The sequence below is a fragment of the Chitinophaga sp. CF118 genome, assembly GCF_900112615.1.
Lineage (GTDB): Bacteria > Bacteroidota > Bacteroidia > Chitinophagales > Chitinophagaceae > Chitinophaga.
The window spans coordinates 925,060-950,110 of record NZ_FOMK01000001.1 but is presented as its reverse complement, the minus strand read 5'-3'; the positions used below and the strand labels follow the sequence as shown (position 1 = coordinate 950,110).

Genomic DNA, 25,051 nt, shown 5'->3' with positions numbered 1-25,051 from the left:
AAATGAATGGATAAAAGTACAAAAAAGCGGGGAGTCCCGTTCGGAAATTGCTGCCCGGAACCGAACGGTATCATCAGATGTACAGTGCTGGTAGTACTATTCTTCTTTGGAGCATTCTTTTCATCTGTCAACGCGCAGGCCAGTGAGCCAACACTGGATATTGCGTTGGAAAACCAGCCACTGAAAAACGTTTTCCAGTTTATCCAAAAGAATACCCGGTACCTGGTGAATTATAGTGGAGATGAGGTGAATGGTAATACAACTGTATCTGTAAACCTGCAGCATGCCACTGTACCTGAAATCCTCAGAACAGCGTTGCATGGTACCAGTTATGAATTTGTACGCAACAGCAATGCGTTTGTAATAATGCGTAAACCGCAGGATATAGTTGTTCGCGGTAAAGTGACCGATGAAAAAGGAGAGCCCTTAATTGGTGTAAATATCCGGCCTAAAAACGGTGGCCGGGGAACCATCAGCAATATGGACGGTAACTATACTCTTACTGTTTCTTCCCCCGGTACTATTATCATTTTTTCTTTCCTGGGATATACCAGTCGCGAAGTTTCCGTAATAGAAACACGCAAGCTGGATGTACAACTTTCTCCCGATGCTAAAGCACTAAATGAGGTGGTAGTAACAACTGCACTCGGAATAAAACGTGAAGAGAAAGAATTGGGTTATGCTGCTACTGTAGTTAAAGGAGAGCAGTTAACAAATGCTATATCAGCCAACTGGACAGATGCTTTGTCCGGCAAGGTTGCTGGTTTAAACCTGGTAAGATCAAATGCCGGTCCTACCGGTTCCAATAAAATTATCTTAAGAGGTGAGAATAATCTGAGTGGAGATAATGAAGCCCTGATTGTAGTGGATGGTGTAGTTATTAATCAGAGTAGCGGCCGTCGTAATGCTATTTCCGGAGAATCATCCTATGGCACTAGTAGCGATAATATGCCTGCAGATTATGGTAGCGGTTTAAATGATATTAACCCTGAGGATATTGAATCTGTAACTGTGTTGAAAGGACCGGGAGCTTCTGCTCTATATGGTCAGCGTGGTGCAAACGGAGCGTTAATCATCACCACAAAATCCGGTAGACCGCGTAAAAAAGGTTTAGGTGTTACCTTCAATTCCAACGCCTCATGGGAACAGGTAAACCGCTGGCCCGACCTGCAATATGAATACGGACAAGGTCTGGATGGTGCAGGTTATTATTCATATGGAACTTCTCCGGATGGTGCTGCCAACACAAGTGGTACCAGTTCCGCTTATGGCCCGCGCTTCGACGGACAAAAGTTTTATCAGTATGACCCGGTAACGCAAGCGCAGGGCACAGAAAAAACGCCCTGGGTAGCTTATCCCAATCAGCTGCAAAAGTTCTTCAATACCGGAGAAACATATACGAACACAATCAGCGTAGATGGTGGTTCCGATAAAACCACCGCCCGTTTTTCATTCACCAATGTTTCAAACAAATGGATTGTACCCAATACCGGCTATAAACGTAATACGGTATCGATGTCCGTCAATTCAAAAGTGAATGATAAATTACAGATCTCTTCAAAAATAAATTATACCAATAAATGGAGTGATAACCTGCCAGGCTCCGGATACGGCAACCAGTCGCTGATGTACTGGTATATTTTCTGGCAGCCGAATGCAAACCTGGACTGGCTCCGGAATTACTGGGCAAAGGGTCAGGAAAACAAGGTGATAAAATATCCCTTTAGTTCTTTCCCCGAAAATCCATATGCGGTAGCTTATGAGTTTATCAATGAAACGAACCGTCATGGCATCACAGGTAATATTCAGGCCACTTATAACTTCACTAATGAGTTAAGCCTGATGGTAAGAACGTCTGTGGATTTAGCTTATGAGCAGCGTGAACAACGACGTCCTTATGATGCGGGAGCAAAACTGCCCAAAGGAAGTTATCGCACACAGAATCTTTTTGCCTTGGAAGCGAGTAGTGACTTTCTGTTAAAATATGCAAAAAAGATCAACAATGATTTTGCGTTTTCTGTTACCGCCGGTGGTAGTACTCTGAAAAATACTTACAATAAAGATGAAACCCGCGCAGACTCATTGGCGTTTGCCGGTATTTATACAATGGCCAACGCTGCAGGCCCTTTAGTAACAATACCTGAAAGAAGCAGATATGCTATCAATAGCTTTTATGGATTATTGGCTACCAGTTATAAAGACTTCCTTTTTTTAGATGTAACAGCCCGTCAGGATTGGGCCAGTACATTGGCAACACCCAGTCGTACCACCAATGCAGGATTCTTTTATCCATCTGCAAACCTGAGCTTTATTGTCTCCGAAGCATTTAAATTACCTAAGGCTATCAACTTTGCAAAGCTGCGGTTTTCTGCTTCCAGTGTGGGCAGCGGAAGTACTGTCTCCTACCTTACCGCATATACTTATGTTTCAGCAGGCAGCCTTTATAATGGTGGTTTAAAGAACCCCGGATTATTAGCCAATCCAGATCTTAAGCCCCTTAGAACAGCCTCTTATGAAGCAGGTACCAATGTACAGCTATTTAATAACCGCCTGGGATTTGACCTGGCAGTATACAAAGGAACTACACGCGATCAGCATTTAAGGCGCGTAGTAGACCGTTCTTCAGGTTCTCAATGGGTATTGATCAATGCAGGCGAAGTGAGCAACAAGGGTCTGGAACTGGCTTTAAATGGCACGCCTGTTAAGTCGAAAAGTGGATTCAGATGGAACACGAATATTGTATTCTCTGCTAACAGTAATAGAATTGAGAAACTGCTAGACAGTTCTTTAGTGTTGCAGACAGGCCCGGTAGGGGGTGGACAGATTGTAGCGCAGGTAGGTGGAAGCATGGGAGATCTGTATGGAAGAGGATATCAGCGCTCTCCCGATGGTCAGGTTGTTTACGATGCTACCACCGGTGTTGCATTACTTACAGAGGGTGTTAAATACCTGGGTAATACAATCCCTAAATGGAAACTGGGATTCAGCAATGACTTTCAATACAAACAATTTAATCTGCACCTGTTATTCGATGCCCAGTATGGCGGCGTTGCGCATTCTCTAATGCACTACAAACTGGCAGAGCAGGGGAAAACAAGTAATACACTTCCTGGAAGATATAGCGGGATTATAGGTAATGGTGTTGTGCAGGACGGAGATGGAAAATACAGAAAGAATGATGTGATAGCTACTGATATTGATGAATATTATCGTTCTCACTATGGTGTGGACAATGCTGAAGGCAGTACTTTCCGGACCGACTTTATCAAATTCAGGGAAGCACGTCTGGATTATACTCTTAGTCCGCAACTCACTAAGAGAATAGGACTGCAACGTGCTACCGTAGGTGTCTATGGCCGTAATCTGCATATCTGGTCAACATGGCCAATGTTTGATCCTGAATTCGGTACACTTAGTGGAACTGATATCGTACAGGGTTTTGAAATTGGTCAGTTTCCTTCTACCCGGACATTTGGATTTAACCTTGTAATCGGACTTTAACTTTTTTGAAATGAAGAAAATAATTGGTTGTTTATTGATGTGTGGCATTCTGCTCTCATCATGCACAAAAGACTTCAAGGAGATTAATACCAATCCCAATGGTACTCCCGTGGCATTGCCGCAACAGCTCTTAGCGCCGGCATTGGTGAGCACATTATCATATGGAATGTTGCGTAACCGCAACTTCAATAATGAACTCATGCAGGTAACAGTAGATATGGGTGATGCCGAAGGGAAAGTTTTCAGATATGATTATCGCGCTACCTGGGCAGACTATCTCTATAATGGATGGTATTCGGAACTAACTAACTTTAAAGACATTTATAAAATTGCCAGTCAGGAGCTGAACTATAATAAATCCTATATGGGCATATCATTGATCTGTCAGTCATGGATCTATTCAATGCTCACGGATACTTATGGTGATATTCCTTATTCGGAATCAAACCTGGGGAAAGACAGTGGTATTTACGAACCTGTTTTTGATGCACAAAAAGATATCTACCTCGATATTTTTAAGAAACTGGAAGAAGCAAATACTCTGTTAAGTGTAGGTACTGCTATCAATGCCGCAAGTGATCCGGTATATGGTGGTGTAGTAGCTAACTGGCGTAAATTTGGCAATTCGCTGTACTTAAGACTGCTGTTAAGACTTTCCGGTAAAGCAGAAGTATCAGAAAGTTGTATTGCAAAAATCAAGGATATCGTGATAGTGAATACGGCAACTTATCCGATTATAGCAAGCAATGCTGAATCTGCCATTCTGAGATGGACCGGCGTAGGACCTTATTCTTCTCCTTATTTGAGTGTAAGAGAACAGGACTTTAAAACTCCCGGACTTGGTAGTTTTTTCATTGATCACCTCGCAGCATGGAATGATCCCCGTATCGATATTCCTACTTATGGCACCAATAGTATTAACAGGTGGGGTATTGCTCCTTATTCAGGTTCATACCAGGGAATTCCCGCTGGTTATGCTCCCGGAGAGAATCCTATTAAGAAATCATATTTCTATTCAAATACCTCGACTTCTTCTTTAATGACGGAGCCATTAACAGGTATGATGATGAATTATGCCGAGTTGCAGTTTATTCTTGCTGAAGCTGCGGTAAAGGGATGGATAAGTGGTACTGCTGAAAGCTATTATAATAATGGAGCTTTAAATAGTATCACACTCTGGCTGCCCAAATGGTCTGTACCTATTAAAGATTTCCTCACTGCTGCAGACATTGAATGGATTGAAAGTGCTACACTAGATGAGAAGATGGAGAAGATTCATTTACAGAAATACTATGCTCTGTTTCTGACCGATATGCAGCAATGGTTTGAATATCGCCGCACTGGTCATCCGGCATTACCTAAAGGGCCTGGTTTGAGAAATAACGGCATCATGCCCGCAAGGATGACTTACCCGGTGTATGTACAATCTACTAATCCCACAAATTATAAATTGGCTGTTGCCGCGCAGGGACCTGATGTGATCTCTACGCAGGTATGGTGGCAAAAACCATAATAAACTATGAAAAGAATATTCATATACGCCTTTATCCTGCTTTTTTTCTGGGGATGTAAAAAGGATACTTATCCGGGTGGAACAATAAGCCCTTATATAGCTATATACGATGTAAGAAGTCTGTATAAGGGGCAGGATATTACGCTTACAGTAGATAATATGTTGGGTTCTGATAAGATTGCCGCTATGGTTGTATCAGATCATACAGAAGGTAATCTGCCGGAGGGTTTACTGATTGTGCAGGATGGCCGCCGTCTGTCACAGATTAGGGGGATTTCTATTCCGTTGGGTGCAGATGCAGCAGGTTATTTACCAGGGGATTCTGTGGTGATCAATGTAGCAGGTAGTGTTCTGAAAAGAGTAGATGGTATTTTACAGATCACTGGTATTAAAAAAGAAGATATCACGAAAGTATCTTCCGGAAATGAAATTCGCATTAACAGGGTTGCAACAAATCTCATATTGGCAAAGCCGGATGATTATGAAAGTACGCTGGCCGTTGTAGTAAGAGGTGGATTTGATCCGCTGCCTTCGCCTACAGATGTATTGGCAGGTGATAAGATCCTGAATGATGGATTTGGCGATCTTACTTTGCATACACTCCCTACTGCTGCATTCGCACAGGATTCGGTTCCTGTAAGTGCTAACTATTATGGTATTGTTTTTAATACAATCGCGAAAGAGGGACAGCTTGTGCCACAGTTACGTCTTCGTAAAGGAGATGATGTATCGGTATTAAGTTCCACTATAGAAATTGCACCTGTCATCATTACCGGTTTTATCAGTGATGTAAAGGGGGGAGATGGTAATTATGAGTATATACAGATGATGGCCACAAGGGATATTAATTTTGCAGACACGCCTTACGCGGTGATAGTTACTAATAACGCTAATGCGTCAACGCCTACAGGTTATCCTGCTAAGGGATGGGCTACCGGAGGGATGCGTACGTTTAAATTTAACCTGTCAAAAGGTTCGGCGGCCAAGGGGTCCTTCTTCTATGTAGGTGGTGACGGTAAAACAATTAACGGTGCCGGTTCTACTAGCATGAGTACATCCAACTGGATCAGGGCTTTCAATTATACAACTGCTGACGGAGATGGTTTTGGCACCAAAACAGGAGGTCTGTTAGCCAACAGTGGTAATGCTTTCGGCATGGCGGTATTTAAGGATACAGTAGTAACTGTTAACTCCAAACCTGTTGATGTTATGTTTATTTCTACTGGCGGAAGTTTATATACTCCAGGTTCTCCGGCAAAGGGGTATCGCATTACCACCACAGATTTTTATGATGTAAAAAATCCTATCACCAGGGAAGATCAGCCATTTTATTTAAGTGGTTCAAATACACTTAACCTTAGTTACAACACAGCCGACCTGGGCTATTTTTATATGCTCGGAGGTATTTATAGTCCGGCTTTAGGTAAATGGATCAGAGCCAGAACCCAGACAAACGTTTTATTAACCAAAGAATCCGCTATCAGTGAAATAGAAGGTGTGGGATCTACAACGCTCAAATAAATTATAAACAGACTATGATCAACAGACGAAACTTCTTAAAGAACTTAGGCATTACTGGCTCTTTACTAACCATGCCTTCAGTGTTGCTGAATGCAAGACCTTTATCCAAACCCGCCAACATAGATCTTGGAGCTATTACCTTAAAAGGAAAGGTACATAATCAGGGAAAAGGTATCGCAGGAGTAGCCGTAACAGATGGTATCAACATCACATTAACAGATAAGAACGGGCAATATGAACTGGTGAGCAACTCTACCGCAGAATTTGTTTACATCACTGTGCCTGCAGGATATGCATTCCCTGAAGAGAAAGGTATTGCTACATTTTACAAGTCAATAAGTAATTCATCTAAGAATGATTTTAAACTGGACAAACTGACGGTAGATGATCGTAAACATACTTTTGTGGTATGGGCAGATCCACAGATGAAATCAAAGAAAGATGTGGAGCTTCTGTTAAGCCAGTCAGTACCGGATTTGCAGGCAGTTATAAAATCTTATCCAAAGGATACTCTGATTCATGGTATAGGATGTGGAGATCTGGTATGGGATGAGTTTGAATTATTCAAAGATTACAAACAAGCCGTTGAAATGTGTGGGATTCCATTCTTCAATGTGATTGGTAATCATGATATGGATAACGATGCACGTACCGATGATAAATCGGCCAATACATTCAAACAGCAATTTGGACCTACCTATTATTCCTACAACAGGGGAGAGATTCATTATGTAGTACTGGATGATGTGTTCTTTTTAGGTGCTGCCAAAAATTATATCGGTTATATCACGGAAAATCAGTTGCAATGGCTTGAGCAGGATCTGGCGCTGGTAAAACCAGGAACTACCATCGTATTAAGTCTGCACATTCCTACTTTCACAGGTTCTGCAAGAAGAGCGAAGAAAGCAGAAGAACCTGGAGGTACAGTGGCCAACAGAAAACAGTTGTATAAAATGCTGGCTCCTTACAAAGTACATATCATGAGTGGCCATACGCATTTTAACGATAACTGGGAAGAAGGGAATATCATGGAACACAATCATGGCACTGTTTGCGGTGCATGGTGGACAGGACCAATCTGCGGTGATGGTACTCCCAGTGGCTACGGTGTTTATGAAGTGGATGGCACAGAGATCAAATGGCATTATAAATCCACGGGTATGGCAAAGGACAAACAACTCAGGATCTATGCTAAAGGCCGGCTGAAGGATGCACCTGAAGAAATTTCCGCCAACGTATGGAACTGGGATAATAAATGGAAAGTGGAATGGTTTGAAGATGGCGTTCTTAAAGGTCCGATGGAGCAACGTGTGGCTTATGATCCCTGGGCAGTAGAGCTATATCTTGGACCTGCGCTTCCTAAAAAACGGGCATTCGTTGAACCTACATTAAACGATCATATGTTTTTTGCAAAGCCTTCTGCCGATGCTAAAAAGATTACTGTAAAAGCAACAGACAGATTTGGTAATGTGTATGAGGAAACGATCTGATAAAGGTTAGAGTACCTGAGAATTGCTATAACAACTACGTATCGCCATCTAAAACCCGAATAAAAGAGCCTGTATTCCTTGTGATACAGGCTCCTCTTTTTTAGCTTAAGGGTTATTTTATTTTCAACTGCCTCACCTCTTCTTTTAACTGCCTCAATTCCATCATCTGCCATTTTCTCCTGATAAATGGGTACATTTATTTATCTCAATAATTACTTTTATGCCCAAAGACTATATCCTGGAACGAGTTGAAGACTTGAACAGAGCATTAGAAGCGGTATTAGCTTTTAAAAAGAGTAACCCGGGAAAGGCACTGGAAAATATTCATCAGGCATTTAATGCGACAAAGTTCAAGGACAAAAATATCTTCAACAATTTAAGTGTAACAGAACTTGAAGAGTTTGTTAATAAGGAAAACATAGATTACAGAAACGTTGATGCAATCATCGATCTTTTACTGGAGGAAGCAGATATAAAGAAGGATCTCTCTGATCTTAATGGTCTGGAATTATTGCTGGCAAAAATTCATTCCCTTATTACATATACGGCTCAGAAGGAAAGAGAACAAAAGATCTTCTCATTCAAACGGGGTTATCAAAGGGATAGATTGAAAAGTATGCTTAATGCTCGCTAGAATAAAAATGCCTTTTTATTTCATGGAAGCTCTACGTTTTCTGACAATATCAGGAATGTATTTATTTTTCTTAAACTGATCTTCCAAACCTAAGCGTTTATAAACAGATCCGCCAATACCAGGTACAACTTCATCTGCTTCATTTAATTGGTTATCGGTAGCAAAATATAAAAATTCAAATCTGCTACTAATGTCTGAAGAAAACTCTTTAGATAAGTTGGAAATAGCATCTGCAAACAATACCGGTGAAGCAATAATTATCTTTTTGGGTTGAGTTTTTTCAATTAAATAAGTAAGATTAGTCCTGATAACACAGGATGTACTTATTATTGATTTACATATTATCAGGTAATCAATACGATCTGTTGGTTCAATATATGATTTAATGATAGGAGCGATTGTTATATCTTTTTTGTCAAAAGGATTTACTCTTAAATTCCAAAATACAGCTAATGATGTATGTGCATTTTGTGTATGATCCAGAATCCCTTTGGATAACCAGTCTGCATCTTCAGAAGAACAAGCAATTGTTATTTTAGAATTAGAAATATCAAATTTCTTTTTAATGATATCAGATAAAATTTCCCCAAGATGATAAAAAGATTGAGCATAATCTACAGGAGTAGTATTGAAATCAGCTAGTTTGTTCAATAGATCCTGAACAATTATAGAACCTTCGGCATGTTCACTCAGTTGTCTCATAATCAAGCCATTATCTTTTCAAGGTCATCAAATGTTTTAGGTACTTCTTTTATGATCTCTGATTCAATATTACGAAATTCTGTTGAATCTATTGAATTAGGTATACTTCCGCTGTCTGCAGTGCCATATGTCCAGCTGAAATATCCATTTTTAATTTCGTAGCTAAACCCTGAGATATTACGAAGAATACTATCTAAAGTTGGGGATATATACAAAGGTATATCACTTTTTAAATATGAATACCCCATATTTCTTACCCGATTTAAAATATCGGAAATTGGAATGTTGTTTTTATTTGTTGAACCCCAGGCTCCGAGAATACAAGAGGCAAGAGCCTCAAGTTTATTAAGATCGTTTAAAGCGCATAAATGAGATACTACATCTCTAAATTGAGAATTGTTGATTAGTTGAGAATTAATTGAATGATGAGAAGGGAAATATTCTATAATGGTACACTTCTTTAATTTTGCAGGTAAGGACTTCTTCATTTTCTCAAATACAATTGAACATCCTACTACCAGATAAAGTTTAAATTTCCTTTTGCGATATTGAAGTATATTCTTCTGCTTATTAAAGTCAAAGAACAGGGATTGGAATTTTGTTCCCCAGGACAAATCGTTCCCCATCTTTAATTGATAGAATGATTCATTTTTCTCCTTTACATCATTTATATAAAGATCATCCACAAAGGAAGTTGCCTGACTTGATATCAGGAAGTCATGAAGTTGTAAAGGAAATGCATGCGTAATTTGCATGATTTTATAACATGCATAATAATTCTCGAATGTATTCCCTCGTTCATTTATCCTTCCACCCCTTAACTTGTTAATTAAATATTTTTTATGAGGTCCCTTCATATACCATATATTCATATAACTAAATCAGCCTTTATTGTAGTATAATGATTCAGGTGTAATCAGTTTAACATACAATGTTTTAGTGCAAAATTATTTCAAGGAAAGCATGTGGCTGCTGCTATAGTAAATGTATCATAAAATTATTTCAAGAAAAATTTTATGATACATTTAAGTGGTGTTTTTTAGGGAAGGAGAGCGTCCTTATGGTACCTGCCAGAAATAATCCGGGTTGTTGGTTTTATATGTTACCCAGGTTACTTTGGTTGTATTATTTGTACTTACGGATTTGTCAAGTGATTTTTTAGAGTCTAAAGGGATAAGTTGTACAGAGTTGATAGTTTTCCCGGCCTGCCTTGTTTCCAAATCAAATTGGCTATTTAAAGGGGTTTCCAGTAGATATAGATTTTTGGCCATGTAGCTGTATAAATAATATCCTTTTGTGTAAGACACTTTATGATTCCAGTTTGCTTCCGGATTAAGAATTAATGGCTTATTGTTGACGATTCTTGCTCTTACTTCTTCTATACCCAGCAGTTCTCCTTTTTCATTCATCACATAAGCATCATTAGTGGGGTCAATCCATATCCATTTCTTCTGTTGAGTTAAATAAACCATATTGATTACATGGCAATCATTGTCAACGCCTAAACTATCCTTTGGCATACAGGTAACATATCTTGATTTGATTCCCAGGGATAGATAGCATTCATTTAACGTCATTGCCAGCCCTCTGCAGTTTAATCCTCTTTGATCTTTCTTACAAACTGCGATCATATCCATTGCATTCATCGAAGCTGGATTACCATGGTTCCCGTCATGTGGTACTAAATTGTGGATCCAGTGTAATAAGTTTAAAATTTTAGACGCCTCATTGCCTCCTCCTGCAATAGAGTCCAGGTTAAATGCCTTTTTAAGTGCCTGAAGATTCGGATTATCTGCAGATTGATAAGTGAATGCAGGTAAGTCTCTTTTTTCTGAATAATTATACTTACCGGCTCTCTTCAGTATACCCAAAGTATCATAGGATGGCATTATGCCTGTTAATGCTGTGTCTTTATTATTGAGTACGATATTAAAAAGGAAATGTGAGTTTGTTTTAACATCAAATGAAATGGAATCTATATCAGTATAAAATGTAACCTTTTTGGTTTTTCCTGGAATTGGTTTTGTGAAATAGATATCCGGTTTTATTTCAGGTGCAATTGTCCAGCCATTTTTTTTGAAGTTATTCCCATCGCGTATGTTTACACTTTTTCCAGTCGCTCTGATTACAGGTAATTCTTTCTGAGCAAAAAGCAGCTGTGCTGAAAGCATAAAAGTCAGGGATATACTTAACTGTTTTATCATAATGAATTTGAATTTTAATAAATAGGCTGTCGCCTGTCCCAAGCCCCAATCCCTATTATTTAATGATTACATCAGCATAGTCAAACTCCTTCAGGATGGCAATAAACGGGATATAAAAGTTATTTACTGGTAAACAGGTCAACGATATTCCATGGATTTATACCGAGTCAGGCACAAATACTATAACATCCCACAGGCCGGGCTGCCACATGGTTGGCAATGAAACAAGATTAGCAATAAAATTCAGATTTTCCAAATTTTCAGATGAATTCTGTTTATCTATATCTGGACGTTATTGTTCCCATAAAAGATCAATGATTTTTTACAATCCTCCCTTTTGAGCCATAGCTACTTTTGTAAAAAAAAACAATGAAATCAATTCTGATATTAGCTATTCTAATGATCCCCGTGATCTCTGATGCCCAATTAACTAATAATAAATCTAACATGGAAAGAAACAAAGAAGTAATACGGAAACTGTATGAAGAATCTCTGAATAAGAGAAACATGGCCTTACTCAGCGATTTCATATCTGAAGATTATATAGGTGTTCAGGGGAAGAAAGGCGCCGCCGGATTTGAAGAAAATGTTACTCCACTTATAAAGGCTTTTCCAGATATGCAGTGGGAAATAAAGGACCTGATCGGTGAAGGAAATAAGGTAGTTGTAAGATGGAAGTTACATGGCACTCATACTGCGTCATTTAGAAATATTGCGGCAACAGGTAAACTGATTACAAATGATGGAATTGGTATTTATGAATTGAATGATGGTAAAGTAACGGATACGTATATTCTGACAGACCGTTTAGGGTTCCAACAGGAGTTAGAGGTATTACCACTTGATTTAACCTTGTTAGCCAGGAAATCAGGTAAGGACAATGTTCGCTTCATTGATAAGTTCCTGGTGCCCGCCAATGCGAAGAATGAGTTTTATGAAAGGGTACGTATTAACCGGAACTTCATTAAACAGTTACCCGGATTTATTGAAGATGCTGCATATGAGCGTACAGATGAGAATGGGAATCTGATTTGTATTACTGTCGCCTTATGGGAAAATGCAGCTGCATTAAATAAAGCAAAAGAAGCGGTACAGGCAGAATATAAAAAACAGGGAGTTGATATGCCAGCAATGTTGAAAAGATTAAATGTTATTGCTGACAGAGGTGTTTACTCAAAACTGGATGACTATTAGGATCTTAAGGCCTGACTACTTTCGGCTAAGATTGTTCCGGTATTAAATTCTATACATAATCATTTAATAAGAAAGAGGGAGATGGTCATACTCCCTCTTTTTGCCTCAAATACCCCGTTTTTCGCCTTTTCATCACCCTGAAACCTGTTATGGTACTGTATAAATCCTCTTTTCTTATAAGCTGCTACCTACCTTCCTATAACCTTCTTATAAGGTTCCTATAAGCTAAGCTTATATAAACCTAGGTAGAACCTTATAGGAAGAGGCCTAGCAGCTTATAAGCATATAGAAACATCTGTACAGTCAATGTCACTTCCTGGTTAAATAATCCTGTTTGAAGTTTACAGAGGGGATTCGTTGATCCAGGATCCGGGTTACATCACTTTCCGGTATCAGATTACCAGGATGGCGGGAATGAATTTTTCTTGTACTTTGTGTTGATAATCATGCTTTTAATTAAATTCTCCAGGTTAACTACGTTTACATACCCCCTTTTACCAATAAAATAATTCCAATAAATTAAACTTTTTATTAATTTGGTACCTGGAACTTTTGGGGACCTGTGTGAAAGCCTATATTATCTTTAATTTATCCCAATAATTATATAACCATATCATTTTTATGGATCGCAGACAATTCCTTACGCTATCTCCTCAGCGCCAGAAAGCGGTGAAAGCGAATATTACCGGTGGCCGTACTGATTCCGGTGTTGGAGCTTATACCGGTACATTTGATACTGGTCAGGCTGTACATTTGCTTAAACGTACTATGTTTGGGGCTACTCCTGCAGACGTGGCATGGTGCAAAGGACTCGGAATGGACCAGGCAGTAGAAGCGCTGTTAACAACTATAACAACAGTATCTACCTCTCCTTTAAATACTTATGGTGATGATATTACGGGGATTGCTCCAGGAGCTACCTGGGTAAATTCAGCTCCGCCACCTGCAGCAACAGATGATCTTGATCTGGATAAAATGAGACGCCCTACCTACCAGGCATGGTGGTTAAGCGTAATGCTGTCACAGGGTAGAAGTATCCAGGAAAAAATGGTACTCTTCTGGAATAACCACTTCTCAACAGAAGCAGATAAGGTGCTTGATGCCCGTCTTCTATATAGGTACAATAACATGTTTCGTGCAAATGGCCTGGGTAATTTCAAGGCATTGGTGAAAGCGGTTACCCTGGATCCTGCTATGTTGATTTACCTGAATGGTAATCTGAATGGTAAAGAGGTGGCAGATGAAAACTATGCCCGTGAGTTGCAGGAATTGTTTACTGTAGGGAAAGGATCTGGTTCTCATTATACAGAGGAGGATGTAAGAGCTGCAGCGCGCGTGCTAACCGGTTTCAGAGTGGATCCTGTTACAATGACCAGCTACTTTGACACTACACAACACGAAATTACCAATAAAGAATTCTCAGACTTCTATCTGAATAAAAAGGTTTCCGGTCAAACAGGGCCGGCTGGTGCTACTGAGCTGGACTCACTGCTGGATATTATCTTTTCCGCCAATGAAGTGGCAAAACATATCTGCCGGAAATTATACCGCTTCTTCGTATACTATCTGATAGATGATGCGGTAGAAACGAATGTGATTTCTCCACTGGCAGACATTTTCCGTAATAGTGGTTTTGAAATCGCTCCTGTACTGAGGGCATTATTTAAAAGCGAACATTTTTATGATCCGTTAAATATGTCCTGCCTGATTAAAAGTCCGGTAGACTTTACTGTGGGTATGTGCCGTGAATTTGGTGTTAAGTTCCCGACTGCCTACATGGATGCCTATACCGCCTGGGATACCATGCGTGACTATATGGCGAAAATGCTGCAGGACATCGGACAACCGCCTACTGTTGCCGGTTGGGATGCTTACTACCAGGAACCGCAATTTCATGAATTGTGGATCAATACCGATACACTGCCTAAACGTAACCGGTTAAGCGACAGCCTAGTTAGCGCCGGCGGTTTTGAAGGCCTCAAAATTGATGTACTGGCCTTTGCAGATCAACTCTCTGCACCTTCAGATCCTGTTGCACTTGTAAAAGATTCTCTCGATATTCTGTATCGTATAGATGTATCTGATGCTACACGTAGCTGGCTTAAAAATACCATATTACTCAGCGGACAGAATCCGGACAGCGACTATTACTGGACTGATGCCTGGAATGATTATAAATCCAATCCCGGCAATGCTAGCTATCAACAGATCATAGAAAGCCGCTTGCAAACGCTCTATAAGTACATTATGGACCTGTCTGAATATCAATTAGCCTGATCTTAGAAAGACCTATACTATTACTATGAAACGCAGAGACTTTCTTAAATATACCGCACCGGCCGCCGTACTACCCACATTCATAAATGGGTTTGCCGTAAAAGCTTTTGGTTCATCGTCGCTGCTGGCTGCTCTGGAAGCTGCTGCAGATAATGACCATGTGCTCGTCATGATCCAGCTTGCTGGTGGTAATGATGGATTGAACATGGTTGTTCCGTTGGATGTATACGATAAATACCAGGCAGCCCGTACCAATATTGCCATCCCTGAAGGCAAGGTACTGCCACTGATCAATAATATTAAAACAGGCCTTCATCCAGCGATGAAAGGTATCCAGGAATTGTATGATGATGGAAAAGTGTGCATCGTACAAAGTGTGGGCTATCCTTCACCGGATTATTCGCATTTCCGTGCTACAGATATATGGTTAACGGGTTCCGATTCCAACCAGGTATTACAGACCGGTTGGGCTGGCCGTTACCTGGCTACAGATCACCCCGATTTCCCGGATAATTATCCTAATGATAAGGAGACAGATCCGCTGGCTATCCAGATAGGCTCTATCGTATCCCCGGCTTTCCAGGGACCTGATGCCAACATGGGTATTGCTATCACCAGCTCTACAGACTTTTATAATCTGATAGATGGTGTGCAGGACCCCGTGCCTAATACACACGCGGGGATAGAACTGGAATATATCCGTACTATAGCCCGGCAAACCAACAAGTTTGCAGATGCTATCAAAGCGGCTGCATCTAAGGTGACTGCCCAGGGTGCTTATCCGGATCATAATGGCCTGGCAGACCAGCTCAAAATAGTTGCCCGCCTTATTGCCGGTGGTTTAAAAACCCGCCTCTATATGGTAAGCATCGGTTATTTTGATACGCATGCCAGTCAGACTCAAGGTGGAGATAACACTACCGGTTATCACGCAGAACTGCTGGGACGTGTGTCTTCTGCCGTTAAAGCATTTATGGATGACCTTACCGGTCTGAAAGTGTCCCGCCGCGTTACCGGTATGACCTTCTCAGAATTCGGCCGCCGTATAAAATCAAATGGTAGTATGGGTACCGACCACGGTGCTGCTGCTCCTATGATCATTTTTGGAGATTATGTACTCCAGGGGGTACTGGGTGCCTCACCCACCATCCCGGATGCTACTTCAGTGAACGATAACATGCCTATGCAGTACGATTTCCGTTCCGTATATGCATCCCTGCTGGAACAATGGTTCTGTGTGGATAACACCACCCTGCAAACCATTCTGCTGAAAGATTACCAGCGCCTGCCTATCGTAAATGGCATCGCGTGCGGTACGATCACTGCTATCGATGATGTTAACAACGGCAGCAAGAATCTGATCACCAACTATCCGAATCCTTTTGCTGATTCTACAACATTGAAATATAAAAGCAAAGGCGGACATACTATGATCCAGATCTTTGATACCATGGGCCGCCTTATCGGCGTACCTGTAAATAAGATCCTGGCAGCCGGAGAATACACTCTTTCATTTGATGCACAACAACTGGCTACTGGTACTTATTATGCCCGTTTGCAGAATGGTCCTTACCAACAGGTAAGAACTATGTTAAAAGTGAAGTAAGAAAATATAATTATAAAGAAACTCCCGGTGAAGTGAATTGCTTTACCGGGAGTTTCCTTTTTTCAACATTGTTGCAAATAAGTTAATTTTCTTACCTTTGTCTTCGTCTTAATAACTGGTGAAGAAGAACTTTCTATATAAAATATTGGCGGTCACGCTCCTGGGTGTATTTACATTTAATACTATCCCCAGGGAGTTTATTCACCAGTTCCTGGAACATCATGATACAAAAGATACTACCATATCTCATGATATCACCGCGTTTTCAGCTAAACACCAGCATTGTGCTTACCTCCAGATAGAACCGGAACCTTACGAACACGTAACCGCTTTCTACCAGGTATCCGTACAGCATATCATCTGGAATTACGCTTCACCATTTATGCCTGTTGTCAGGTATATTCCATTCAGGGCATTATCGCTCCGCGCACCTCCTGTCGCATAAACCTCTACCCATTTACTCTTTCCGGAGCAGGCTATACCTGCTTTTTAATTATTCGCGTACAGCGGACATGATGCCAGTCCGCACAAAAAATATAAATAAGACTTTTTATGCACTATTTACGTGTCTCTATATTAGGAGCAATCGCCGTATTGATGCTGGTATTGCCAGCGGCATCTGCTTTAAACATACCGGACGAAATTGCCGATAATACATTAAGCGGAACCGTTAGGGATAAATCATCAAACACCCCATTACCCGGCGCTACTATTTACCTGCCGGATCTTCATGTAGGTGCTTCGGCTGATGCACAGGGCCATTACACCATCAAAAACCTGCCAAAAGGAAGATACCTTGTAGAAGCTCATTATATCGGGTATGCTGCTTTTACGCAGGCTGCTCAGATCAATGGTTCTACAACTCTCGATATCTATCTGTCCGAAACACTGATAGAAAAGAATGAAGTCGTAATTACCGGTGTGAGCATGGCTACTACCTTAAAACAAACACCTACACCAGTAAGTATTGTAAGAAGGGATTATCTTGATGCCAATATCTCCACCAATATCATAGATGCTATCGCTAAATTACCGGGTGTTAGTCAGCTGACTACAGGTCCGGCTATCTCCAAACCTTTCATTCGCGGATTAGGTTACAACCGCGTAGTGGTTGTAAGTAATGACATTCGCCAGGAAGGACAGCAATGGGGGGATGAACATGGTATTGAGGTGGATGATTATAACGTCAGCAAAGTGGAAGTGCTGAAGGGTCCCGCTTCACTGGTATACGGTTCTGATGCACTGGCAGGTGTGGTGAATATCGTGCCGCCTGGTCCGGTGCCACTTGGTCATATCAAAGGAAATGTGGCCGCTAACTATCTCTCCAATAACGGTCAGATCGCTTATCACGCTGATATCGCCGGTAACCAGAACGGTTTTAACTGGAGTGTATATGGTACTCAGAAATGGGCGCACGACTATCAGAATAAATACGACGGTTATGTGTATGGCTCCGGATTTAATAACACCAATTTTGGAGCTGCAATCGGTCTTAATAAAAGCTGGGGATCTTCCAGCCTGAGTTTTACTTCTTTTAATCAGCACCTCGGTATTGTAGAAGGAGAACGTAATGCAGAAGGCAAATTTATTAAACCAGTTAATAACAATGGTACAGAAGATGAAGCCGTAGCTACCAATAGCGATTTCAAATCTTACAGCTTAGGCTTACCCCGTCAGCAGATCAATCACCAGAAATTGGTATGGGATAATAATCTTTATCTGAATAATGGGGGACGTCTTGCATTAACTCTGGGTTACCAGTGGAACCGTCGTCAGGAATTTGAAGATGTATTAAGCCCCAATGAGGCAGGGTTATACCTGAAATTAAATACGTTCAATTACGGATTGAAATATTTCCTTCCGGAAATGAAGGGCTGGCAAACAACCATTGGCGTAAATGGTATGCAGCAGCATAACGATATTTCTTCCAGTAAGGAATTCCTGATTCCTGCTTATGACTTGTTTGATGCAGGTGTGTTTGCGGTTACCAGTAAAACATTTAATAAACTTACTCTGAGTGGTGGACTGCGGTTCGATAACCGTTCTATGAAAACAAAATCACTTTCTCTGGATGATGATGGCAAACCCGTAGGTACAGGTGGTGAAACTAAATTCAGCAGTCTCGATAAAAACTTCTCTAACATTTCCGGGAGTGTTGGATTCAGTTATGCTGCCAGTGATAAGGTTACATTGAAACTGAATGCTGCACGTGGTTTTAGGGCTCCTAATATTTCCGAACTGGCTGCCAATGGGGTACATGAAGGAACCATCAAGTATGAGTACGGCAATAATGATCTGAAACCCGAAGTAAGTACGCAGGGAGATGCCGGTGTGGATTTTAATTCAGAACATGTATCGGTAGCTGCCAGTGTATTCTATAATCATATATCCAACTTCATCTACAGTCGTAAATTGCAGAATGCTGCGGGTAATGATTCCATTCCTACCGTAGATAATAGTGAAGGATATAGCGCTTTCAAATATCAGCAGAGCACCGCTAACTTGTATGGTGGCGAATTTACACTGGATATTCATCCGCATCCGATCGACTGGCTGCATTTTGAGAACACAGTTTCTTATGTAAAGGCAATCTCTCCCAATGCCACCGACTCTACTAAATATCTGCCTAATATTCCTGCTGGTCGCTGGTTATCAGAACTGAAAGGGAAATTTAAAAAGGTAGGAGGTGTTATGCAGAATGCCTACATCGGCATCGAAATGGATAAAACCTTTGCGCAGAATGATGTATTCTATGCTTATCAGACAGAAACTGCCACACCTGGTTATACTTTGTTTAATGCAGGATTGGGGACTGACTTTGTAAACAAAAACAATAAAGTATTATTCTCTTTACACCTGGCTGCCAATAACATCACTGATGTGGCCTACCAGAATCACCTGAGCCGTTTGAAATATGGTCCTGAAAATGAAGTGACTGGTCGTAATGGAGTATTCAATATGGGGAGGAATTTCAGCGTGAAAGTAACAATACCAATAGATTTTAAGTAATTAAGGGGGACATGTATAAAATCCGGCTCCGTAGATTCTTCTGTTAAATATTATAAACAGGGAGTCTACGGAGTCGGTGTTTTTATTGATATTTTTTTACGGGCAATGTTGTCTTAATGCACTTATTAAAGTCTTATCATAATCAAGTAATACCGGTTTGTCCGGATCTATTGTGATATCTTCCAGTTTCTCATTAGCCTTATCCAGTCTTAACCATCCCAGGGTGGATTCATGGTCTTTTTCGCTGGCAAAGAGTTGTATAATGAGTTTACTGTTTATCTGCCTGTCTATCCTCACTTTGATATTTTCCTTTTTAGCATCATCAGATTTAAAACTGGAGCTTAACACAATATCAGTAATCGCCTTATAACATTCAGGCGAGTAGGGGCCAGCCTGTGGCCTGAGAGTAGTTGAATCCGAAACTAAAGACGTAGTATCTGCGCCTATTTGTTTAACGGCTTCGTTCCTGGCACCGGTTATTACACTGGAGCTGTCGGCGGAGCTTTCCTGTGAGGCAGATGATACACAGCTGGTCAGCAATGTAGTTGCCAGAATGTACAATATGAGTGATCGTTGCATGATAGATCTTTTGCAGGGAGTATTACAAAAGTCGTGCAATGAATATTATTTTTCCGGGAGATCTGCTGTACTCTCATCATAATATACAAAGAAGTAGAGGTAGATTACTCTGCTAATGCGCATCAGCCAGGGTTGTAAAACTACCAGCAAAAAGCCGTTCACCCCCAGCCAGATAAAAATACTGTTATCCTGCCAGGAGATACCAATTAGCACCCAATAAGCAACAAGCGTAGCTACAGAAAGAGCTACACTTAAAGCATAACTCACATAACCGGTACCAAACCAGAAGCCGGCTTCCAGTTCAAACTTCTGTGCACAAACGGGGCAACGTTCAGGCATGTCAAAAATCTTCGATAAGCGCCAGTGAAAAGGGTTTTTGGTATTGTACATGTGACCTTTACGGCAATGTGGGCATTTCATACCTAATAGGCTCAGGAGATAATTCGGTCGCTTTTTACTCATAGCGCAAAGATAAATTTAAAAAGCCTGTATAGTGATTATACAGGCTCTTCAAATAAAAATTTATCCTACTTTTTAGCTAACTCCTGATGTAGAGTAACGTTCCCCTATCTGCTGTCTCCACATCGCATAATACAATCCTTTTTCCGACAGCAGGTTGGCATGAGTTCCTGTTTCAATGATACGTCCTTTTTCAAGTACGTATATACGGTCTGCATGCATAATGGTAGACAACCGGTGTGCAATCATTACAGTGATATGTTCACGGCTGGCCGTCACTTGTCTTACAGTAGTGGAAATTGCTTCTTCTGTGATAGAGTCCAGCGCAGAAGTGGCCTCATCAAATACCAGCAACCGCGGGCGACGCAGCAATGCCCTGGCAATAGACAAACGTTGTTTCTCTCCACCGGATATCTTAATCCCGCCTTCACCGATCATGGAATCAAGTCCTTTATCGGCTCTATCCAGCAGGGAGTCACAGCTGGCCTGTTTCAGCGCTTGCAGGATCTCATCGTCTGTAGCGCGCGGATTCACAAATAGCATATTCTCTTTGATACTACCGGAAAAGAGTTGTGTATCCTGTGTTACAAATCCAATCTGGTAGCGTAATTCTTCAATATCTATCTGAGTGCTGCTTACACCATTGTAATCGATCTGTCCTTCCTGTGGGGAATATAAACCCACGAGCAGTTTTACAAGGGTGGTTTTACCGGAGCCGGATGGTCCTACAAAGGCCACTGTTTCGCCAACATTAACTTTAAAGCTGATATTTTCCAATGCTTTGGTAGCAGCAGTCAGATGTTTGAATCCTACATGCTCAAATGTGAGGGTATCTATCTGGTTGATCTGCACCGGATTTACCGGCATTTCTTCTACCGGCGTATTCAGAATCCCTTCAAAATTCAGCAGGGATACCTGTGCCTCACGGTAAGAGAGGATGATATTGCCCAGCTCCTGTAAGGGACCGAATATAAAGAAGGAATACAACTGGAGCGTGAAGAGCTGTCCTACAGTTACTGTATCCTTATAAATCAGGTACAACAGCATAAACAGGATTACCTGCCGGAGGAAGTTCACAAAAGTTCCCTGTACAAAGCTGATACTGCGGATGCTCCTTACCTTTTTTAGTTCCAGCATCAGGATGCGGATAGTAGTGGAATTGAGCCGGCGGATTTCCTGGTTGGTGAGCCCCAGGCTTTTTACCAGTTCAATATTACGCAGGGACTCCGTAGTGGCACCTGCCAGCATGGTGGTTTCCTTTACGATCGTTTTCTGGATCGTTTTGATCTTCCGGCTAAGTACATTCATCAGCCAGCCCAATAACAGACATCCGCCGAAGTATACAAATACCAGGCTCCAGTGTACGCGGAATGCATAGACCATCACGAATACTACCCCTACCATTGCTACAAACAGTACGTTCACAAAAGAGGTGATGAACTTCTCACAGTCAATCCTTACCTTCTGAAGGACCGCCAGCGTTTCTCCACTCCTTTGATCTTCAAACTGTTGATAAGGGAGCCGTAATGAATGGCGTAATCCATCGGTGTATACCTTTGCCCCGAATTTCTGAATGATCACATTCACGAAATAATCCTGGAAGGCTTTGGCAATACGCGATACCATGGCTACGCCAATAGAAGCCAGTAATAACCACATCACCCCGTTAATATACTCCGATTGCGGACGTGGTATACCTTTCCCGGTGTTATGCGGATGCGAAGCAAAAAGATCAATGATCTTACCGAAGATGTATGGATCCAGTAAAGAAAACACCTGGTTAACGGTGGCAAGCAACAGTGCGAGTACAATTAGCCACCTGTAACTTTTCAAATAATGCAAAAACAATTTCATGCTTAAAACAATCTAGGTTGCAAAGGTACATTAAGTTGATGTTGCAACATATTATATTGATTCAGTACTCAGAAAAATGAAGTAACTTAATAGGAAGAATCGGTTACACAGCTATTTTCGCACCGGCAGAGTTCACAAAAACGGCATTTCCACGTTTACTTAATCTCGATGCGGCTACCCCGCCCGTCACATACTTAATCTTTTTATTATGAAGACCTATGATGAGAAACACATCAGGAACATCGTACTATTGGGTGCCGCCAAGAGCGGTAAAACGACCCTGTGCGAAACAATGTTATTTGAAGCTGGTATTATTCCCCGCCGCGGTACAATAGAAGAACGTAATACTGTCTCGGACTACCACGAAATTGAACATGAAAGGGGAAGCTCGGTATACGCCACCTGTTTGCATACAGAGTGGCGAAACTGTAAAATCAATATTATTGATACCCCCGGACTGGAAGATTTTATCGGAGAAGTAATTTCTGCCATCCGCGTCTGCGATACTGCCGTTTTACTATTGAATGCACAACATGGGGTGGAAGTGGGAACAGAGCTGATATGGGATTATGTAGATAAATACCAGAAACCCACCATATTGGCTGTTAATCAGCTGGATACAGAATTTTCCAACTTTACATCTACTGTAGAAGATGCCCGTCGTACTCTTGGGTCCGCCGTAACCGTCATGCAATACCCTGTAAACCAGGGGCCCGGATTTAACAGTGTGATCGACCTCCTCAAAATGACCTTGTACCGTTTTCCTGCCGGCGGAGGCAAACCGGAGAAGTTGCCTATACCAGACAGTGAAATGGAAACTGCAGAACGCCTGCATAATGAGCTGGTGGAGAAAGCAGCAGAAAATGATGATACCCTGATGGAACAATATTTTGAGAAAGGGAACCTGGATGAAGATGAACTTAGGGAGGGACTGAAAATAGGGATGCTGAAACACCAGGTATTCCCGGTATTCTGCCTTTCGGCGGTGAACAATATGGGCTCTGGCCGACTGATGGGATTTATTGATAATGTAGCGCCTGCTGCTATAGAGATGCCGCCGGAACATACAGAAGAAGGTGACCCTGTTCCCTGCGATCCTGCCCGCCCTCCGGTATTGTTTGTCTTCAAAACATTATTGGAACCACATATCGGCCGCCTGTCATTCTTTAAAGTACTTTCCGGCGAAATAAAACCAGGTATAGAATTGTACAATGAGAAAGGGAATACCGCAGAACGCCTCAACCAGCTGTTCATCGCAGATGGCAGGAACCGTAACTCCGTAGAAGTGCTACGCTCCGGCGATATCGGTTGTACACTTAAACTGAAAAATACATTTACCAATCATACTTTATGTGATAAGCAATTTGGCAAACAGATAGCCGGCATCGAATTTCCGCCTCCAAAAGTGCGGGTAGCCATAGAAGTGGTTAATAAGTCGGATGATGAAAAACTAGGAGAGGTGCTGGCAGAAATTCACATGGAAGATCCTACCCTTGAAATAGAATACAACAAAGAACTCCGGCAGGTAATCCTGCATGCACAGGGAGAACTGCACCTTGCGCTGATCCGCTGGCGACTGGAACACATCTATAAAATGCCAGTGGAGTTCCTGCCTGCGAAAATCCCTTATCGTGAAACGATCCGCCAGCAGGCAATGTCCACATACCGGCATAAGAAGCAGTCCGGCGGAGCAGGACAATTCGGTGAAGTATATATGAAGATAGAACCTTATTATGAAGGCATGCCTCCATTAAAGGATTACCCTATACGCGATACCGATACAATAGATCTTGCCTGGGGAGGTAAACTGGTATTCAATAATTGCATTGTAGGTGGTGCTATTGACAACCGTTTTCTGCCTTCCATCCTGAAAGGGATCATGGAAAAAATGCATGAAGGACCACTTACCGGTTCATATGTGCGGGACATACGGGTAAGTGTATACGACGGTAAAATGCACCCTGTAGATAGTAACGATATTTCTTTCAAAATAGCTGGTATGATGGCATTCCGTGATGCCTTCCATCAGGCAGATCCCCAGTTGCTGGAACCCGTGTTTGATGTGGAAACTACAGCCCCCGATAGCATGATGGGGGACATCATGGGCGAACTCCAAACCCGGAGAAGCATTATAACAGGGATGGATACACATAATAACTATCAGGTGATCCGTGCCCGTACGCCGCAGGCAGAATTGGATAAATTATATGCTGCGCTGCGGAATGTTACCCAGGGGAAGGCAAAGATTAAAGCTGTGTTTGCAGAATATGCCCCTGTGCCCGGTGAATTGCAGAAGAAACTGGCGGAAGAGTATAAGAAGGAGGAAGTGCCTGCATAATTGTAGAGCTCATGAACTGTATAGCTTCTACAAATATGAGGTGGCTGTATATTTTCGCTTCTGTCCATTTTAACAAAGGGAGCGAATTAGTTTCTTCCTCTAATTTCTATTTGATCAGTAATTCTCAAATAGCAACGGCTGTTCTGCATTGAGAACAGCCGTTGCTATTT

General features: G+C 41.5%; 17 protein-coding genes. 11 read left to right on the top strand and 6 right to left on the bottom strand.

Annotated features, from left to right (window positions below; genetic code table 11):
* Window positions 1-6 precede the first annotated feature (6 nt).
* The 5 genes from BM176_RS03675 to BM176_RS03655 all read left to right on the top strand — a co-directional run bounded on the left by BM176_RS03675 (window position 7) and on the right by BM176_RS03655 (window position 8,659).
* Window positions 7-3,501, top strand: a complete 3,495-nt coding sequence (locus tag BM176_RS03675) for a SusC/RagA family TonB-linked outer membrane protein (protein WP_090099656.1) — start codon at window positions 7-9, stop codon at window positions 3,499-3,501.
* 10 nt (window positions 3,502-3,511) lie between these two features.
* Window positions 3,512-5,014 carry a SusD/RagB family nutrient-binding outer membrane lipoprotein gene (locus BM176_RS03670; RefSeq protein WP_090099654.1) on the top strand — a complete coding sequence of 501 codons (1,503 nt, stop codon included), beginning with the start codon at window positions 3,512-3,514 and terminating at the stop codon, window positions 5,012-5,014.
* Window positions 5,015-5,020: 6 nt separating this feature from the next.
* Entirely contained in the window at window positions 5,021-6,535 is a 1,515-nt protein-coding gene (locus BM176_RS03665; protein ID WP_090099653.1) for a DUF5689 domain-containing protein, read from the top strand.
* Window positions 6,536-6,549: 14 nt separating this feature from the next.
* Window positions 6,550-8,025 (top strand): calcineurin-like phosphoesterase C-terminal domain-containing protein, encoded by a 1,476-nt coding sequence (locus tag BM176_RS03660; RefSeq protein ID WP_090099651.1) that lies wholly within the window; start codon window positions 6,550-6,552, stop codon window positions 8,023-8,025.
* 220 nt (window positions 8,026-8,245) lie between these two features.
* Window positions 8,246-8,659, top strand: coding sequence for a beta/alpha barrel domain-containing protein (locus BM176_RS03655; protein WP_090099649.1), 414 nt, complete (start codon window positions 8,246-8,248; stop codon window positions 8,657-8,659).
* A 15-nt stretch (window positions 8,660-8,674) separates the two neighbouring features.
* On the opposite strand, the gene BM176_RS03650 is transcribed toward BM176_RS03655, so the two are convergent.
* The 3 genes from BM176_RS03650 to BM176_RS03640 form a co-directional block, all read right to left on the bottom strand.
* On the bottom strand, window positions 8,675-9,361 hold the full coding sequence (locus BM176_RS03650; RefSeq protein WP_090099647.1) for a hypothetical protein: 687 nt from the start codon (window positions 9,359-9,361) through the stop codon (window positions 8,675-8,677).
* 2 nt (window positions 9,362-9,363) lie between these two features.
* On the bottom strand, window positions 9,364-10,218 hold the full coding sequence (locus tag BM176_RS03645; RefSeq protein ID WP_143097689.1) for a hypothetical protein: 855 nt from the start codon (window positions 10,216-10,218) through the stop codon (window positions 9,364-9,366).
* 201 nt (window positions 10,219-10,419) lie between these two features.
* Window positions 10,420-11,565: a transglutaminase-like domain-containing protein gene (locus tag BM176_RS03640; protein ID WP_090099635.1), complete on the bottom strand. Its 1,146-nt coding sequence runs from the start codon at window positions 11,563-11,565 to the stop codon at window positions 10,420-10,422.
* Window positions 11,566-12,012: 447 nt separating this feature from the next.
* On the opposite strand from BM176_RS03640, the gene BM176_RS03635 reads away from it, so the two are divergent.
* The 5 genes from BM176_RS03635 to BM176_RS03615 all read left to right on the top strand — a co-directional run bounded on the left by BM176_RS03635 (window position 12,013) and on the right by BM176_RS03615 (window position 19,651).
* On the top strand, window positions 12,013-12,759 hold the full coding sequence (locus BM176_RS03635; RefSeq protein ID WP_177230283.1) for an ester cyclase: 747 nt from the start codon (window positions 12,013-12,015) through the stop codon (window positions 12,757-12,759).
* A gap of 621 nt (window positions 12,760-13,380) precedes the next feature.
* On the top strand, window positions 13,381-15,036 hold the full coding sequence (locus tag BM176_RS03630) for a DUF1800 domain-containing protein (RefSeq protein WP_090099623.1): 1,656 nt from the start codon (window positions 13,381-13,383) through the stop codon (window positions 15,034-15,036).
* Window positions 15,037-15,061: 25 nt separating this feature from the next.
* Window positions 15,062-16,642, top strand: coding sequence for a DUF1501 domain-containing protein (locus tag BM176_RS03625; protein ID WP_090099621.1), 1,581 nt, complete (start codon window positions 15,062-15,064; stop codon window positions 16,640-16,642).
* Between the two features lie 118 nt (window positions 16,643-16,760).
* On the top strand, window positions 16,761-17,087 hold the full coding sequence (locus BM176_RS03620; protein WP_090099619.1) for a hypothetical protein: 327 nt from the start codon (window positions 16,761-16,763) through the stop codon (window positions 17,085-17,087).
* A 107-nt stretch (window positions 17,088-17,194) separates the two neighbouring features.
* Window positions 17,195-19,651, top strand: coding sequence for a TonB-dependent receptor (locus BM176_RS03615; RefSeq protein WP_090099618.1), 2,457 nt, complete (start codon window positions 17,195-17,197; stop codon window positions 19,649-19,651).
* Window positions 19,652-19,747: 96 nt separating this feature from the next.
* On the opposite strand, the gene BM176_RS03610 is transcribed toward BM176_RS03615, so the two are convergent.
* The 3 genes from BM176_RS03610 to BM176_RS03600 form a co-directional block, all read right to left on the bottom strand.
* Window positions 19,748-20,230 carry a hypothetical protein gene (locus BM176_RS03610; protein ID WP_090099616.1) on the bottom strand — a complete coding sequence of 161 codons (483 nt, stop codon included), beginning with the start codon at window positions 20,228-20,230 and terminating at the stop codon, window positions 19,748-19,750.
* 45 nt (window positions 20,231-20,275) lie between these two features.
* Window positions 20,276-20,692: a DUF983 domain-containing protein gene (locus tag BM176_RS03605; RefSeq protein ID WP_090099615.1), complete on the bottom strand. Its 417-nt coding sequence runs from the start codon at window positions 20,690-20,692 to the stop codon at window positions 20,276-20,278.
* 72 nt (window positions 20,693-20,764) lie between these two features.
* Window positions 20,765-22,543 (bottom strand): ABC transporter ATP-binding protein, encoded by a 1,779-nt coding sequence (locus BM176_RS03600; RefSeq protein ID WP_090099613.1) that lies wholly within the window; start codon window positions 22,541-22,543, stop codon window positions 20,765-20,767.
* Window positions 22,544-22,751: 208 nt separating this feature from the next.
* On the opposite strand from BM176_RS03600, the gene BM176_RS03595 reads away from it, so the two are divergent.
* Window positions 22,752-24,881, top strand: a complete 2,130-nt coding sequence (locus tag BM176_RS03595; protein ID WP_090099611.1) for an elongation factor G — start codon at window positions 22,752-22,754, stop codon at window positions 24,879-24,881.
* The last annotated feature ends 170 nt before the right edge of the window (window positions 24,882-25,051 follow it).

Coding starts and splice junctions, on each gene's coding strand:
- BM176_RS03595 (WP_090099611.1), top strand. CDS start 22,752: ATGAAGACCTATGATGAGAAACACATCAGGAACATCGTACTATTGGGT.
- BM176_RS03645 (WP_143097689.1), bottom strand. CDS start 10,218: ATGAAGGGACCTCATAAAAAATATTTAATTAACAAGTTAAGGGGTGGA.
- BM176_RS03615 (WP_090099618.1), top strand. CDS start 17,195: ATGCACTATTTACGTGTCTCTATATTAGGAGCAATCGCCGTATTGATG.
- BM176_RS03675 (WP_090099656.1), top strand. CDS start 7: ATGGATAAAAGTACAAAAAAGCGGGGAGTCCCGTTCGGAAATTGCTGC.
- BM176_RS03660 (WP_090099651.1), top strand. CDS start 6,550: ATGATCAACAGACGAAACTTCTTAAAGAACTTAGGCATTACTGGCTCT.
- BM176_RS03605 (WP_090099615.1), bottom strand. CDS start 20,692: ATGAGTAAAAAGCGACCGAATTATCTCCTGAGCCTATTAGGTATGAAA.
- BM176_RS03670 (WP_090099654.1), top strand. CDS start 3,512: ATGAAGAAAATAATTGGTTGTTTATTGATGTGTGGCATTCTGCTCTCA.
- BM176_RS03625 (WP_090099621.1), top strand. CDS start 15,062: ATGAAACGCAGAGACTTTCTTAAATATACCGCACCGGCCGCCGTACTA.
- BM176_RS03635 (WP_177230283.1), top strand. CDS start 12,013: ATGGAAAGAAACAAAGAAGTAATACGGAAACTGTATGAAGAATCTCTG.
- BM176_RS03655 (WP_090099649.1), top strand. CDS start 8,246: ATGCCCAAAGACTATATCCTGGAACGAGTTGAAGACTTGAACAGAGCA.
- BM176_RS03630 (WP_090099623.1), top strand. CDS start 13,381: ATGGATCGCAGACAATTCCTTACGCTATCTCCTCAGCGCCAGAAAGCG.
- BM176_RS03600 (WP_090099613.1), bottom strand. CDS start 22,543: ATGAAATTGTTTTTGCATTATTTGAAAAGTTACAGGTGGCTAATTGTA.
- BM176_RS03665 (WP_090099653.1), top strand. CDS start 5,021: ATGAAAAGAATATTCATATACGCCTTTATCCTGCTTTTTTTCTGGGGA.
- BM176_RS03640 (WP_090099635.1), bottom strand. CDS start 11,565: ATGATAAAACAGTTAAGTATATCCCTGACTTTTATGCTTTCAGCACAG.
- BM176_RS03610 (WP_090099616.1), bottom strand. CDS start 20,230: ATGCAACGATCACTCATATTGTACATTCTGGCAACTACATTGCTGACC.
- BM176_RS03650 (WP_090099647.1), bottom strand. CDS start 9,361: ATGAGACAACTGAGTGAACATGCCGAAGGTTCTATAATTGTTCAGGAT.